The following is a 13,655-nucleotide window of genomic DNA, read 5'->3' on the forward strand; positions in this document are numbered from 1 at the left end:
ACCCGCGTTGTGGATACCAATCCGATTCAGGCCACGCTGGGCGTCTCCGCTCAGAACGGCGCCTGGACGTTTGGTCTCAACTACGGTCTGACGGCTGGCGGCGACGATCGCATGAACAATGCCTTCAACGCCAACCTCCGCTACTCGTTCTAACCAACCCGTTCTATAGGGGCTCAGCGCTTCCGTAGTGCTTAGCCCCTGAGAACCCGCCCGGGGCCTTCTTTCATTGTGCTCCAAGGATGAAGGAAGGCTCTCGGGGACTCATACCGTTTTCGGGAGACAACTGCACTCACTCGCCTAGTGAGGGTATGTCATCCCGCTCTCTGGCACCCGTCTGCCGCTCGCGCGGGGACGGGTCTTTTTTGCGCAGTGCCAGCACGGTTGACGAGCAGCAGGAATACCTCATGTCGGAAAATAATTTACCGGACGAGCTGTCGGAGTCGCCCCCAGGACGCTATCGTCCGCCGGGATATGCTTCGGCAGACAAACGCCGCCGCGCTATAGCGCTCTTCGAAGCCGGCATTGGCTACACCAAGGCTTCAAGAATCCTCGACCTCCCGTCCACGACGCTTCGCGACTGGGCTGAAGCCTGGAAAAGCGGCAAATTCAGCGTTGAAATATCGCCCAATCTTTATCGCTACAGCGATGCCGTCCGCACGAAAGCCATCGCGATGCGGCTGAGCGGCAGCACCTGGAAAGCAATTCGCGCAGCAACGGGCGCGCCGCCCGCAACGGTGCGCAGATGGATCGACGCCCATTGCGCTCAGACGAAGCGCAAACCTCCGAAACCCGAGCCGCGCAAATAAAAACGGCACGATCAATGGTGGAGCAGCTCGGCAAGAAGCCCATCTTCGGCCGCGCCGACCGCAGGATCCGAAAAGCGCCGAGGGAACGGCATAAGAAGTGAATGATCCGCCGCGGCGCTGCCGCCGCGCAGAACGACTGCACGGTCTGCCATGCGAAGGGCTTCACGCACATCGTGCGTAATCATGAGCACCGTCATGCGCCGGCGGTTAAAGAGCGCTCGCGTTTCATCCTGAAGTTCCAGGCGTGTGAGCGCATCGAGCGCACCGAAGGGTTCATCCATCAGCAAAACGTCCGGCTCTGCCGAAAGCGCACGCGCGAGCCCCGCGCGCTGCTGCTGACCGCCCGAGAGTTCCGCGGGAAAGCGTTCAGCCAAATCCGCAATACCGGCAAGCGTCAGCGCCTGCGTAACTGCTGCAGATTTGCAGGCTTCGGAAAGCGCCTCCCCCGTGCGGGCAGAAAGGGCGAGCGCCGCATTTTCTCGAACCGTTTTCCAGGGCAAAAGGAGCGGCTCCTGAAACACCATGGCAACCTTCGGATGCGTCCTTCCGGACGCATTCGGGGACGTAAACCGCACCGCTCCCGCCTGCGGGAGGAGCAGTCCCGCGGCTGCCTTGAGGAGCGTCGTTTTGCCGCATCCCGAACGGCCGAGCACCGCCGTTACGAAGCCGGGCGCTATGGAGAGCGTCAAGTGATTCACCGGCGGCTGGGTGAGTCCCGGGTAGCTCACCACCAAACCCTCGAACGCAATGCCCCAGAGGCTGCGTTCGGGATCGGCTGTGGATGAGGAACCTGTCTCAAGGGCAGTTTCTCCTCCGTCGATTTTCCGCCTGCGGTTAAGGCGCGACTTGGTCCAGCCTTCCGCCCCCCGGCGAAAGAGCTGATCGCAGAGGATCCCTAAGCCCGCAATGGTGAGAATACCCACCATCACCACATCGGTTCTCGCCAAGGACGATGCATCTTCAATCAGGTAGCCCAGACCCGAGGCGGCAGCGATGAGTTCTGCGCCCACCAGTGCGCGCCAGGCGTAGCCAAATCCCAATCGCAGTCCCGTCAAAATGCCCGGAGCCGCCCCCGGGAGCAGAATTTCCTGCACACGCGCCGATTCCGTGAGTCCGAGCATCTGCGCGAGTTCCTTATATTTGCTGCTGACGCTTCGCAGGGCTGTGAGCGCCGACAAATAAATGGGAAAGAAGCTCGCTAACACGACAATCGCCAGCTTAGGCGCCTCATCAATGCCCAGCCACAAAATAAGGAGCGGCACCAGCGAAAGCGGCGGAATGACGCGGAGTGCTTCCAGAACGAGTGAAAGCGCACTCTCCCAAAGCGGACGTCGATAGAGTAAAAGTGCGAGCCCCAAGGCGGCCGAAGCTGAAAGCAAAAAGCCCGCAAACACGCGGCCCATGGAGACCGCCGCATGCGTGAGGAGTTCGCCGGAATCGAGAAGCGACAAAAACCGCTTGGCCACCGCCCCCGGTCCGGGAAGCAAAAGCGCCGGCACAGCGCCGGAACTTGTCACGAGCCACCAGCCCAAGAGAATGACTGCCGGGAGCAGTACCGGCAGGAAACGCCTTAAGCCGGATCGGCGCTCCGCTCCGGGCGGCGCAGACCGGTCATTCTGATCGTTTGGAGGGTTGCGAAAAGCTGCAGACATGCTCAGACATCGCCGAAAGGAAAGCAAAAAAGCCGCGGCGTTAAAGTCCGGCCATGAACCTACTCTGCCACAACTGCCGGCATCTGGGCGGCCGGACAGGACGAAAAACGGGCGCTTCGCTAAACATTCGAAGCGCCCGCCGGGGATGAGACCAAACTGACGATTAGGTGAGGAAGACCATATCCATCAGGAAGAAGACCGGGAAGAGAATACCGACCGACCAGAGCATGTAGCCGAAGAAGGACGGCATCTTAACGCCGCGTTCATTGCAGATCGCAACCGTCATGAAATTCGGTGCGTTGCCGATGTAGGTCACCGCTCCCATGAAGACCGACCCCATCGAAATGGCCATCAGCGTCTGAGCATCCGTGGTCATGAGCACTGCCGGATCACCGCCCGCCAAATTGAAGAAGGCGAGGTAGGTCGGCGCATTGTCAAGGAACGCGGAGAGCGAACCCGTGAGCCAGAAGAAGAACGTGTTGTTAAAGCTCCCGTCGGCATTGGTGACGAGCGCCACGAGCGACGCAAAGGCGCCGTCGTGACCCGCACGCAGCATTTCGAGCACCGGCACGATGCACACGAAGATGCCGAAGAAGAGCTTGGCAACCTCCAGAATCGGGTCCCATGTGAAGTGATTGGCCTCACGCGTAGCCTTGGCAGTGAGCATGAGCGAAAGCCCAGCGAGCGCGAGGAAGCAGAGATCACGAACGATCGATTCGAGCGCAAAGTGCACGTTCAGGAACGTGAATTCAATGCCGGAGCGGCTGAAGCCCGAATAAAGCACGGCACCAATGATGCCGGCCAAAAGGAGCACATTGATGCCGCCCTCAATGGCAAAGGTCTTGGTTTCCACCGGCGCCTTGAAGCCGTCGGCCACATCTTTTTTGAAGCAGGCGCTGTCAATGAGGAAGTAAATAAAGAGCAGCAGACCCGAGCACAAAAGCCACGGCAGCATCAGGTGTTCGGCCGTCCAGAAGAACCCCACGCCCTTGAGGAACCCCAGGAACAAAGGCGGGTCACCGAGCGGCGTGAGCGCGCCGCCCACGTTTGCCACGAGAAAGATGAAGAAGATAAAGGTCTGCATCTTGCGGGTGCGGCCGGCGTTGGCTTCAATCAGCGGGCGAATGAGGAGCATTGCAGCCCCCGTCGTGCCCATGAAGTTAGCGAGCACTGCACCGAGCCCCAAAAACGCCACATTGACGATCGGACGGCCCACAAATGAGCCGCGGACGTGAATGCCGCCGGCTACGACGAAGAGCGATCCCACAAAAATGATGAAGGGAACATAGTCGGCCAAAAGCACGTGGACGATAGCGTCAGTACCCACGGAAAAGCCGAGGACGGCGCAGAGCGGTACGGCACAGCAGAGCGCCCAGAACACCGCAACTTTGCCGAAATTTTTGTGCCAGAAATGCGGCAGGAACAATGGACAGAGCGCAATGGAAAGCAGGATCCCGGCGAAGGGAACGGCCCACGTTAACCCAAGCGAACTGCCGTCGATGCCTGCCGCATGGGCCGGTACGGCGGTGAGCGCGCCAAGCGCGAGGATTGCGGCAGACATGCGCGCAGAGGAGAGAAGCGTCACGAGATACTCCAATCTTTTTCTTGTCGGAAGATGCGGTTTCGCCGGTTAGGGATGCGAAACGCACCAGTGGAATTTGGTCTGCCCAGGGCAAAGAAATTGGAGATTGGTAAACAAAAGAAGTGTTTCCTACCTTGCAACCCCTTTGTCCGCTTCTCTTGACGGGACTGGGCGCACCGGAAAGTACCTTACACCGAAAACGATGTTAACGGCATGCAGGATGATTGTTTTTGCGACGAAGAGGCCAAAAAAGAGGTTCGATTTTTCAACCGAACCTCTTTTTCGAGCTTAAGCGCTCGAAAAACGGGAAGCGTCCAGCGCCGCCCAAGAAACCTCTGCACGCCGCTCAGAAAACATTTCAGTAAGGAAAGACTCTCAAAAACCCGCCTGAAATCCTCTCGAACCGCAGCAGAGACATTTTGGAGCGCCGCAGCGCCGCTGCCCGCTTATGCCCCCTTAGAACGTGTGGCGGATACCGGCATAAATAGTCGCCGTCGAGGGATCGTGATCCTGATGGCTCAAAGACGCATCCTTATCCACACTGTCCTTATAGTAGGCAGCAACGGCATAAACATTCGTGCGGCGGCTCAAGTCGTAGGTGTAGCCCACCGAGGCGCCGTAGCGGGAAAGTTCCGTTTTGCCGAGAGCATCACTGCCGTCCGCATCTTTAGCGTCCGTGTAGCCGACGGCGAACAAAGCCTTGCCGCCCAGCACCGGAGCATCCATGCCGGCCAAAATGCTGTAGCCTTTAAACGCCTTGCCGCTGAAATAGCTGCCAAAGGACGCATAGGTATCCATCGTGTCCTTCTGATCAGCCGCAACCGTGGCGTCATTGGCGAGCATGTTGTCGAAATACTGACCGCTCAAATAGGCCTTGGCAACGCCAAAGTCATAGGAGCCGCCCAGCGTCACGGTCAATGCGTCGTCCAAATTGCGGCTGGTGCCGCCGTAGGTATCAATCTTGCTCGACCAGTTGTAGCTGTCAACCACGGCCGTCACGTCGAGCGAACCCACCTTGTAGTTGGCGCCCAAAGCGTAATAGCGGTTGGCCGAGGCCTTGCCTTCGGTTTGTCCGAGCGGCGTATCCTGCTTGGTATTCATATCAAACGAATACTGCGCGTAAGCCGTGAAGCCCGCAAAGGTCGGCGTCTTATAGGTCACCGTATTGTCTGCACGAGCATTGCCCACAAAATAGGTGCCGTTTTCCACCGAACCGCCCCACGAAGTGCCAAAGGGCGTCATGCCGCCGAGCAGACCGTACGTGCCGTTGCCCGAACCCAGTGTTCCCATGCGGCCGAAAGCCACTTCACCGAAGTCGCCGGAGAGATAAACGCGCGCTTCACGGCCGAACAAGCGGCTGTTGTAGCCGAGGCTGCCGGTATCCGCATCAAAGCCGTTTTCGAGCTGGAAGCCGACCTTGAGACCGTTGCCGACGTCTTCAGCCCCCTTAATGCCAAAACGCGAGCCCGACTGGGAGCCGGACTTCATTTCAAGCTTGTCAACGGCATCGACGCCGCTCTGGTCGGCGTCGACGTGAGAATACTTAAGCCCCAAGTCCACCACGCCGTAAAGCGTCACATCGGCTGCATATACCGCGCCAGCGGCCATAGTGCCGAAAGCACCTGCAACTGCGAGCGCTGCAATGGTTTTCTTGAACATGGTTATGTTCCTTCTTTATTTTCCTGACATTTCAGGGATTGCTGTAGGCACGTCCCGCAGCAGCGCACCTTGCCGCACAAACCAAACAGCTCGGTAGCGGCTGCATGCGGGACGTTTTCTTTTCGATGCCGCGGGTCCGCAGACAGGTCCGCGAGCAGTCATCGATAGAGGAGAGATTACTCAAATCAAATGCAAAGTTATGTAGCTAACTACTAAATGTAGTCGAATAAAAATTTGCTTGCACTTTTGCAATAATTGTTTCTCCAACAAACCAGGTACCAAAATTCATCGGCGTCCAACAACGAGAGGCTTCGAGCATAAATCCATAAAAGAATTTAGATTTTGGTATGTCAAAAAACGGAGGAGTTATCCATGGAGCTGCAGTACGCACAGCCGCCTTCACACGAAGACATTCTTCGCGTCATTCGACGCAATCTGAATACCGAACCGAGCTGCGAAAAAGTGTCCTGCATCGAAATGTCGTTTCTGCTGCAGATGGTCGATCTGGAACGCCGCAACATGGTTTTTTCCAATCTCACCAAAAGCACCGGCGTCACGGAGGGCAAATTTGCCCTTCTGATGGTGCTCCATGATGCGGGGATGCCGCTCCCCGTCGGGGAGCTGGCCGCTCGTCTGAGAGTGAGTACGCCCACGGCCTCAACCATGCTGCAGCGCATGCTGGTGAGCCCGGAAAAGCTCATCGTCAAAACGCCCTCCGCCACGGATGCGCGCTCAACGCTCATTGCGCTCACCGATGCCGGTCAGAAATATCTCACAGACCTGCTTCCAGGCCACTTCCAGCGCGTTGAAGCATTCGCCTCTGTTTTAAGTCCCGAAGAACGGCTTGAACTCATCGGACTCCTGCGTAAGCTTCTCGTTCGGCGATAAAAAAGCAAAGCCGACGCTGCAGCCCATCCGCAGCGCCGGCTTTTTTGAGCCGTGCTTAATTTGAAAAGTAAGTACTTACTTCAACCCTTTGGCTGCAGCCGTCGGGTCATCCATGTGAAAGACCTGACGCAGATACCGCACATAGCTTTCATCTTCACACATGCTCTTTTCGGGCGAATCGGAAATCTTTGCCACGGGCTGGCCGTTGCACTGCGTCATCTTGATGACCACGTTGAGCGGTTCTGGTCCGCGGTCATTCATCAGGTTGGTGCCGATGCCGAAACCGAGCCGCACGCGGCCGTTGAAGCGGCGCCAGAGTTCGAGCACGCGAGGGATGTTGAGACCGTCGGAGAAGATCAAAAGCTTGGTTCTCGGATCACACTTATTCCGGCTCCAGTGCTCGATCATCTTTTCGCCCCAGAGGAAGGGGTCTCCGGAATCATGACGGGCGCCGTCAAAGAGCTTGCAGAAATACATGTCGAAGTCTTCAAGGAAGGGCTTCATGCCGTAGACGTCAGAAAGCGCAATCCCCAAGTCGCCGCGATATTCTTTGGCCCACTGTTCGAACCCGAAAACCTGCGTGTCGCGCAGACGGGGGCCAAGCGCCTGACAGGCCTGAAGGTATTCGTGCGCCATCGTGCCGAGCGGAATGAGGCCAAGCTCCTTGGCAAAAAGCACGTTTGAAGTGCCTGAAAGCCGACTGCCGAGACGCTCTGCGAGGCGCTCAATCACCGCTCGCTGCCACTGCCGCGAAAAGCGCCGGCGCGTGCCGTAGTCGGAGATATGGAGATTCTCAGCATGAGGTTCATTGAGAAGCAGATCAATCTTGGCATCGAGCCGGCGGCGCCCCTCGGCGTCAGACAGTCCGGGATATGTGCGGCGGAAATACACCTCGTTGACGATCGCGAGCACCGGAATTTCAAAAAGAATCGTATGAAGCCAGGGACCCTTGATGCAGATATCAATGCCGAAAGGCCGCGACGGATCGCGCTCCACCGTGATGTACTTGCGCTTGAGGTGAAAGAGACTCAGAAACTCAATGAAGTCCGACTTCATAAAGCGCAGATTGCCCAAATATTCGAGCTCGTCGTCTTTAAAGTAAAGGCTGCAGAGGTGGTCAATCTCCGCATTGATCTCATCAATGAAGGGCGACAAGTCGATGTTGGGCGTGCGGCACTTGAAGCGGTAGGACACTTCCGCCGCGGGAAACTGATGCAGCACGCACTGCTGCATCGTGAACTTATAGAGGTCCGTGTCGAGAAGCGACTCAATGATCATGTGCGGCCTCCTTGGCCGGTAGCGCTTTAGAGCCTTGAAGTCTACTCGTCCGTCACATTCAAAACCGCATTCAAGGGGGGAAAGCAATTCAAACTGTACGAACGGAACCTCATTTTTTCGGTTTGCACCCAAAGCTGAGAGCGCGCGAAAATCATCCTTAACGAAGTCCGCCGCTTTCAGGAGCCGGATGCAGCTCGTTCTGCAGGCACTTGAAGAGACAAGAGCGAGAACAATCCGGCGGACTCAGCTCGGAATCACAATGGAGACGCCGCCGTGATGCAGTCCCTCACCATCATTGCAGAAGTTGCCGACGGCATTGGCATGTTCGGATTTGCCGTCGCCGGACTTTTCGCCTCTGCCGGCCGCCGCATTGATCCCGTCGGCGTTTTTGTGAGCGTCTTTACCACCGCTTTCGGCGGCGGCATCATTCGCGACATTCTTCTGGATCTGCGGCCTTTTTACTGGCTCTCGCACCCGCAGTGGATCTGGATGACGCTCGGACTCACCATTTTGGCCCCCGTCATCGTGCGCCGCGTGCAGCGCTTTTGGCAGCGGCGCATTCTCCTCTGGGCCGATGCCGTCGGGCTCGCCTTCTTTGCCGTCGGCAGCTGCGCAACGAGCGACCGGCTGGGCCACCCCTTGATTGTGAGCGTGCTGATCGGCGTGGTGACGGGGGTTTTCGGCGGCATGCTCCGTGACGTTTTCTGTGCAAAGCTCCCCTCTGTGCTCTCCAACGAAGAGCCTTACGCTTCCGTCGCCTTTGCGGGCTGCTGGGTATACCTCGGGCTGGTGCACGCCGAAATCGTGCCGGCAGACATCGCGCTTTGGGGCTGCTGCGCCCTCATCATGATCGTGCGCATGGCGAGCTTCCGCATCCCCTGGATGAAAGTGCGGTATTAAAGCTGCCGAGCGCCTCAAAGACCGACGCGCTCAGCAGCTCCGCTGCCGTGAGGCACGCTCAAAGCGCCTTGACGCGATCCACCGGCAGTCCCGGATCCACCACAATGGCCTTGAGACCGCGGGCCTCAATCGCCTTTTGCCCGCGCTCGGTGCAGATAATGTTGGCATTCTTGCCGAGTACTTCGCCCTTAAAGAGTACCTTGCGGCCTTCGACGAAAGACATCTTCGGCGTCTGCGTGGCGTAGTCGTAAATAGTGATGTCTGCGTCGGCGCCGACGGAGAGATGCCCCTTATTCGTAAGCCGCAGCATGCGGGCAGGATTGAGCGACGTCTTCTGAGCAAACTCAGTGAGCGTCAGAATATCGAGCTTAACGAGCGAAAGTCCCTGCGAGAGAATCACGTTTCTCGGAATGCACCCGCCGTCGGTGGATATGGCATCCACCACAAAGGCGCCGTCGGGGCGCTTGACCTGTGCGAGCAGAATGCGCGGAATCGGCGGATTGATGTTGAAGCTCCCGCCCACGTCCGTGTTGTGGGACTCCCAGAGCTTCACTGCATCTTCGCCCGTCATCAGGTCAGAGTATCCGCCCGCGTCATAGACCGCAAAGGCCTTGTGCGCGAGGAGCGCCTTGCGCACGCCGTCGAGGTCTTCGGTAAAGCCGAAGTGACGCAGGCAGTTGCCCGTCACCTTGGACTGGATCTTTCCGTCTGGGCCGCAGGTAAGACGTGTGCCGTTCTTGGGCGAAATATAGCTTTCGCTGAAAATATTCGGGTTGGCATTCAAGAGCTCAACTGCCGTGCGCGCCTCGTCGATTTCATTTTTAATGACGCCGCGGCAGTAGGCATTGATGTGCGCGAGATGGAGCGGATAGCCGTCGGCCATCTGCACCGCCTCGATCATGCCTTCCAAATTGGAGCCGTGTGCACTCGTGCCGGCATGCCAGGCCACATAGGCACGGCGCTCAAGTGCGGTTTTAATGAGCGTGGAGGAGACTTCTGGCGTCAGCGGATAATGGCCGCCCAAGAGCTTCACCCCGAGCGCACCTTCGGCGAGCGACTTGTCGATCAGCTCTACCATTTCCGCCTTGGAGGGCGCATTGGTTTTGAAGGTGAAGGGCGGCGACGCAAACTGCAGAATGGCCGTATTCAAACCCGCCCCGTACTGCGGCGTCTTCTCGAGAATATCGTCCAAGGGACCGGCCATGTCGAGACACGTCGTCACGCCGTTCATCGCGAGCATACGCGGTCCGTAGGGCGACCCCCACATACTGCCGAGGTGCACGTGACTGTCGATGATGCCGGGCTGGAGCACCCATCCGGAAACATCGATGACTTCGCGGGCGGGACCGGTTAAATCCGGTCCCACTGCAGCGATTTTGCCGCCTTCAACGGCAACATCGTTCACGCCGTTGACGCCGTTAAGCGGGTCAACCACATGAGCACCTTTGAGCAAAAGATCGTACATGGACGCTTCTCCTTATTTGATCAGCTCGTCGTGAGGTCCTAAAGCCGCCCCCAAAAAAGCGGCTGGGTCGCCCTCCACTATTGCAGGATCTGAGGCGTTACGCAATGAAGCTATATGCGGGTAAGGCCATCCGCACATGCTCCCCCCCAGAGATATCCGTTCCGCCTTTGAACACTGTTCTTTTTCGCAAAATGCGCCCGCGTCCGTGACCATTTCAGAGCGCTCTAAGCCCTTTCAAGCGGCTCGAAAGCCCTCAATATCGGCGAGGAGCTCCTCTGCGCGCTGCCAGCGCGGTTCCGCCCGCAGCGCTTCCATTGAAAGAACACTCTCGGCTTCATCGGGCAAGAGGCGCGCCAGCCGCTCGTCAAAGGCAGGCGTTCGGCTCCACTCAAGGCCCGCGAGGATTTCGTCGGCCTCTTCGGGGTGATTGCAGTGCAGCACCATGTCGCAGCCCGCGGCCAGCGCCTTTTGTGCACGCACGAGCGGCGGCTCGTCGCCGCAGGCGCCCTTCATAGACAAATCATCCGAGAAGATCAGCCCGCTGAAACCGAGCTCCTCGCGCAAAATGGTCTTCAAAAGCCTCGGAGAGTAAGTGGCCACCTCTCCGTCAAAGCACTGATAAGCCACATGCGCGGTCATGATGCTTTCGAGCTCGAGCGCCAAACCGCGATAGATCGAAAGATCACGCCGAATTTGCGCTGTCGAACGATTGTCGGTCGGGCAGGCAACATGGCTGTCGGCCTCGGCCCAGCCGTGACCGGGAAAATGTTTGCCGCAGTTGGCCATACCGGCGAGCCGCAGTCCGGACATGAGCGCTCGGGCATTGCGTTCGACTTCATCGCGGTCAGATCCGAGCGAGCGGTTCCCGATCACGGCAGAGCGCCCATAGTCGATGTCGAGCACCGGTGCGAAAGTCATGTCGACCCCCGCAGCGCGAAGTTCACTCGCGAGCACGTAGCCCGCGGCCGCCAAGCGTGCCTGAGCCTGATCACCGGCAGCACGGCAGGCAGCCATAGACGGCACCTCAGTGAACCCTTCGCGGAAACGCTGCACCCGACCGCCCTCGTGATCCACGGTGATCAGAATCCCGGGGCGCACGGCATGAATGGCGCCGCAAAGCGCACGAAGCATTTCCGCCGATGTGAAGTTGCGGGTAAAGAGAATCACCGCCCCGGTCATCGGGTGTTCCAGCCGCCGAATTTCGTGTTCAGTGAGAACGGTGCCGGCAATATCGACCACAACAGGGCCGAGCGTATGTGCAAGAGCGAGCTTCTTCGGCGTAAGCATGACGGAGATTCCAAAAGATAAAGCGCCGGCTTTGGGTGCAAAAGGCCAAAGCCGGCAGAGTACGGGCGGGCAAAAGAGGAACGCTGCGTGCGCCGCTTACTCCTGCGGGAACACGCGGGGCTTTGCTGCCACGCGGTCGAGCAGTTCGTTATAGCGGCGAATCGTTTCGGCAAAACCGAACTGGAGCGCTTCAACCGTGAGCGCATGGCCGATCGACACTTCCTGAATGTTGCCGCAGGCCGTGAGGAGCTTCTCGAGATTTTCAAGCGACAGGTCGTGACCGGCATTGACGCCGAGCGCAAGCTCATCGCATAAAAGCGCACTGTCAACGTAGGGCTGCAGGATATCTTCTTCGAGCGCCGTGCCGTAGGCTGCGGCGTAACCCTCCGTATAAAGCTCAATGCGGTCGGACCCCGTCTCCTTGGCCCAGCGGGTGAATTCGGGTTCGGGATCCATGAAGAGACTGACGCGGCAGCCGTAGGACTGCGCTTCGGCCACGACAGCAGCCAGCTTTTCGCGCACCTCGGGGTTATTGAATTCAAAACCGTGGTCAGAGGTCTTCTGATCTGCAGCATCGGGCACAAACGTCGCCTGATGCGGACGAATCTCCTTGAGAATCGGCATCAGATTTTCAAACGGATTCCCTTCAATATTGAATTCACGGCCCGGATAGGCATCCACGAGCGCCTTCAGGGGTGCCAAGTCCGTTCGGCGGATATGACGCTCATCGGGACGAGGATGAACGGTCAGGCCGGCAGCGCCCGCCTCGAGCGCAATGCGCCCGAAGAAAACGGGGTCAGGCCAATTGCCTTCACGAGAATTGCGCACCAGCGCGACTTTATTGAGATTGACGGAAAGCTGCGTCCGAATCATGGAAGTGCACCCATTGAAAATTGAGAAGGGAATCTTGCCGCCAAGCAGAATAGCACGCGGCCTGCGCGGCATAACTCAGCCATTCACCGGATCGCCATCAATTCGGCATCAATTCAAAATAAACAGATTGGCCGAACGAGAAAATCCGCGTATTCAGAGTTTTTTGAGGTCGGCAAGGAGACGCCGGCTGCGCAGCGGCCGTCCTTCCAGATGAAGGTCGATGGCGGTCTTAAGCAGTTCGCGAAGCCGCTTCATCTCGCGGGGACTGAGCGCCGCAATCCGGCTTTTGCGCTCCGCAGATCCGCAGGCAGCAGCCGCCGCTACCGTTTTAGGCCACAGCATGGAAGCAAAAGGCAGATTGGCGGCGTCTTCAGGCGTCCCCTCTACGCCCTTCAAGGCGCCTTCGGGGGTGAGGAGAAACCACTCGGCGCCCTTTTGCAGATCACGATCCTCGAGCGCCAGGCCCCAGCCGCAGTGCGCGAGAAGCTCCGCTTCAAAAGAGCGCAGCCCCGTCTGCCGCACAGCCGGATCCTCGTCTGCCAACGCAGAGAGCACGTGCACATAGCTCTGAAAGAGGCCCGGATGGACGTCTTCGCGCTCCGTGAGGCGAAGCACCAATTCGTTCACATAAAAGCCCGAGAGAAGCGCCTCGCCCCGAAGTGCCGCAAGCGCCCCGAGCCACTCGGCCTGCGTAAGCACCTTGGCTTCTTTTTTGCCCGTCCAAGTAAGGGCGAGCGGCGAAAAGGGCGTTAAGAGCCCTCTTAAATTGGATCCCGGCCGTTTGGCGCCCCGCGCCACCAGAAAAACGCGGCCGAAATGGGCAGTCAGCACGTCGACCACCATGCTCGATTCGCTCCAGGGACGCGCATGAAGCACAAACCCGGGTTCCCGCTGCGGCCTTTGGCGGCGCCTCACGCCGCTGCGGCCGCCCGAGGCGCCCAGCGCCTCGGTGCGGGCGAGTTCTTCAAGAATGGCCTCGGCAGCGCGGCCTCTGGCTACAACGCCCTCAACGGTAGCGCTTTTGCTCGAAGCGAGCACTTCCTTTTTGCCGTCAGGGAGCCGCGGAAGGTCAAGGAGCGCATCATCTCCCCATCGGCCTTCAGCCTGCTCGGCATCGAGTGAAGGGGACGGCGCAGCTCCATCGTCCGCACCCGCCGACGTCAGCATGCTGCCCTCCGCCAAGGCGTCAGCGCCGCCCACGGCATCCATGGGCGGCGGCAGGCTGGGATCGGGCTGCGGCGCATCAGCGGTCACGCTCGTCGGAC

Annotated in this window: 11 protein-coding genes; 3 read left to right on the forward strand and 8 right to left on the reverse strand. The window is 58.7% G+C overall.

The window, feature by feature from the left end; all coding sequences use genetic code 11:
* The first annotated feature begins 404 nt into the window (after positions 1–404).
* The gene (locus DES29_RS02960; protein WP_021996031.1) at positions 405–806 is read left to right on the forward strand and encodes a helix-turn-helix domain-containing protein; all 402 of its coding nucleotides are present in this window, start codon (positions 405–407) and stop codon (positions 804–806) included.
* A gap of 11 nt (positions 807–817) precedes the next feature.
* Here DES29_RS02960 and DES29_RS02965 read toward each other — a convergent pair whose 3' ends face one another.
* The 3 genes from DES29_RS02965 to DES29_RS02975 form a co-directional block, all read right to left on the reverse strand.
* Positions 818–2,458 carry an ATP-binding cassette domain-containing protein gene (locus DES29_RS02965; protein WP_236578889.1) on the reverse strand — a complete coding sequence of 547 codons (1,641 nt, stop codon included), beginning with the start codon at positions 2,456–2,458 and terminating at the stop codon, positions 818–820.
* A 163-nt stretch (positions 2,459–2,621) separates the two neighbouring features.
* On the reverse strand, positions 2,622–4,043 hold the full coding sequence (locus tag DES29_RS02970) for a sodium:proton antiporter (protein WP_021996029.1): 1,422 nt from the start codon (positions 4,041–4,043) through the stop codon (positions 2,622–2,624).
* A gap of 453 nt (positions 4,044–4,496) precedes the next feature.
* A complete protein-coding gene (locus DES29_RS02975; protein ID WP_021996028.1) occupies positions 4,497–5,699 on the reverse strand; it encodes a porin in 1,203 nt (400 codons plus the stop codon).
* Positions 5,700–6,071: 372 nt separating this feature from the next.
* Here DES29_RS02975 and DES29_RS02980 point away from each other — a divergent pair, with 372 nt between their 5' ends.
* Positions 6,072–6,587 carry a MarR family winged helix-turn-helix transcriptional regulator gene (locus DES29_RS02980; RefSeq protein WP_005430408.1) on the forward strand — a complete coding sequence of 172 codons (516 nt, stop codon included), beginning with the start codon at positions 6,072–6,074 and terminating at the stop codon, positions 6,585–6,587.
* A 75-nt stretch (positions 6,588–6,662) separates the two neighbouring features.
* Here DES29_RS02980 and pncB read toward each other — a convergent pair whose 3' ends face one another.
* Positions 6,663–7,865 (reverse strand): nicotinate phosphoribosyltransferase, encoded by a 1,203-nt coding sequence (pncB, locus tag DES29_RS02985; RefSeq protein ID WP_046446660.1) that lies wholly within the window; start codon positions 7,863–7,865, stop codon positions 6,663–6,665.
* Positions 7,866–8,141: 276 nt separating this feature from the next.
* Here pncB and DES29_RS02990 point away from each other — a divergent pair, with 276 nt between their 5' ends.
* Positions 8,142–8,765, forward strand: coding sequence for a trimeric intracellular cation channel family protein (locus DES29_RS02990; RefSeq protein WP_021996024.1), 624 nt, complete (start codon positions 8,142–8,144; stop codon positions 8,763–8,765).
* Between the two features lie 58 nt (positions 8,766–8,823).
* On the opposite strand, the gene DES29_RS02995 is transcribed toward DES29_RS02990, so the two are convergent.
* The 4 genes from DES29_RS02995 to recO form a co-directional block, all read right to left on the reverse strand.
* Entirely contained in the window at positions 8,824–10,230 is a 1,407-nt protein-coding gene (locus DES29_RS02995) for an amidohydrolase family protein (protein ID WP_021996023.1), read from the reverse strand.
* Between the two features lie 234 nt (positions 10,231–10,464).
* Complete coding sequence (nagZ, locus tag DES29_RS03000) at positions 10,465–11,517, reverse strand: beta-N-acetylhexosaminidase (protein ID WP_021996022.1); 1,053 nt, start codon at positions 11,515–11,517, stop codon at positions 10,465–10,467.
* Between the two features lie 96 nt (positions 11,518–11,613).
* Entirely contained in the window at positions 11,614–12,390 is a 777-nt protein-coding gene (locus DES29_RS03005) for a pyridoxine 5'-phosphate synthase (RefSeq protein ID WP_113854478.1), read from the reverse strand.
* Positions 12,391–12,543: 153 nt separating this feature from the next.
* The gene (gene recO / locus DES29_RS03010) at positions 12,544–13,644 is read right to left on the reverse strand and encodes a DNA repair protein RecO (RefSeq protein WP_113854423.1); all 1,101 of its coding nucleotides are present in this window, start codon (positions 13,642–13,644) and stop codon (positions 12,544–12,546) included.
* Positions 13,645–13,655: the final 11 nt, after the last annotated feature.

The sequence above is a fragment of the Sutterella wadsworthensis genome (assembly GCF_003315195.1).
Classification (GTDB): domain Bacteria; phylum Pseudomonadota; class Gammaproteobacteria; order Burkholderiales; family Burkholderiaceae_F; genus Sutterella; species Sutterella wadsworthensis.

What these genes read in the sequence shown, in the direction of transcription:
- DES29_RS02960 (WP_021996031.1), top strand. Translation starts at nt 405, where the DNA reads ATGTCGGAAAATAATTTACCGGACGAGCTGTCGGAGTCGCCCCCAGGA.
- DES29_RS02965 (WP_236578889.1), bottom strand. Translation starts at nt 2,458, where the DNA reads ATGTCTGCAGCTTTTCGCAACCCTCCAAACGATCAGAATGACCGGTCT.
- DES29_RS02975 (WP_021996028.1), bottom strand. Translation starts at nt 5,699, where the DNA reads ATGTTCAAGAAAACCATTGCAGCGCTCGCAGTTGCAGGTGCTTTCGGC.
- DES29_RS02980 (WP_005430408.1), top strand. Translation starts at nt 6,072, where the DNA reads ATGGAGCTGCAGTACGCACAGCCGCCTTCACACGAAGACATTCTTCGC.
- pncB (WP_046446660.1), bottom strand. Translation starts at nt 7,865, where the DNA reads ATGATCATTGAGTCGCTTCTCGACACGGACCTCTATAAGTTCACGATG.
- DES29_RS02990 (WP_021996024.1), top strand. Translation starts at nt 8,142, where the DNA reads ATGCAGTCCCTCACCATCATTGCAGAAGTTGCCGACGGCATTGGCATG.
- DES29_RS02995 (WP_021996023.1), bottom strand. Translation starts at nt 10,230, where the DNA reads ATGTACGATCTTTTGCTCAAAGGTGCTCATGTGGTTGACCCGCTTAAC.
- nagZ (WP_021996022.1), bottom strand. Translation starts at nt 11,517, where the DNA reads ATGCTTACGCCGAAGAAGCTCGCTCTTGCACATACGCTCGGCCCTGTT.
- DES29_RS03005 (WP_113854478.1), bottom strand. Translation starts at nt 12,390, where the DNA reads ATGATTCGGACGCAGCTTTCCGTCAATCTCAATAAAGTCGCGCTGGTG.